The organism is Ureibacillus suwonensis, from assembly GCF_042655065.1.
In the GTDB taxonomy this organism is placed as follows: Bacteria; Bacillota; Bacilli; order Bacillales_A; family Planococcaceae; genus Ureibacillus; species Ureibacillus suwonensis.
Map to the genome: position 1 here is coordinate 1 of NZ_JBHSNQ010000101.1, position 693 is coordinate 693.

The 693-nt window shown below is 40.8% G+C and carries 1 protein-coding gene; it reads right to left on the reverse strand.

Going from position 1 to position 693, the window contains the following annotated elements:
- Positions 1-23: 23 nt before the first annotated feature.
- On the reverse strand, positions 24-563 hold the full coding sequence (locus ACFPOH_RS10835; protein ID WP_208651667.1) for a DUF6431 domain-containing protein: 540 nt from the start codon (positions 561-563) through the stop codon (positions 24-26).
- Positions 564-693 lie beyond the last annotated feature (130 nt).

Below are 693 nucleotides of genomic sequence, written 5' to 3' on the forward strand. Positions count from 1 at the left end.
CCTCAACACCTAGATGCGCTTCCTTATCGTCCAAAACAATGTGCCATAAAGTAGGTCGACAAATACCCCCACGACTCTTTGACAAACCGTTCCTCTCCCCATTGTTGGATTTTCCCGATCGATCGACAAGCTTGTTGTTGGGTATCTCGCTCCCAACCGAAAGATTTCTTCACCGAAGCAAAATACATATAAATCCATGAAATTGTTTGGATAAATCGTCGGAGATAGAAAGAAATGAGTTGTCTTTTTGATGGATTTGTGCCGGTTTGATGAAGCACATCATGGAGCCATTGAACGATGGTACGAGTCGTATGTTGAAAGTATGGGAGAAGAAAGTGAGGGAGGATGGACACCGTTTGGAAACAAATCGAACAACGAAAACGGCAGATCAAGAGACGATATTCCTTTTCTGCGGTGATGGCATTCCGTTCATAAAAACCATGGCGATGAAGGGAATGCTTCGCATGACAATGTGGGCACTCCTCCACCATAGGAAAGTCATTGTTTTTTCCTAATTCATGATAGGTTTCGAGATCGACTCCAAAATCATGAATCAAGATCACAGATCTTCCATCCCCCTATGAAATAATTCACAAAAAATTTAGCACATTTTTTCAGAGGATGGCAAAGATGATTCCGAAGGAATTTGAAAAAATCGTACTCTTTTTAGATGAGATAAAATGAAAGTTTACA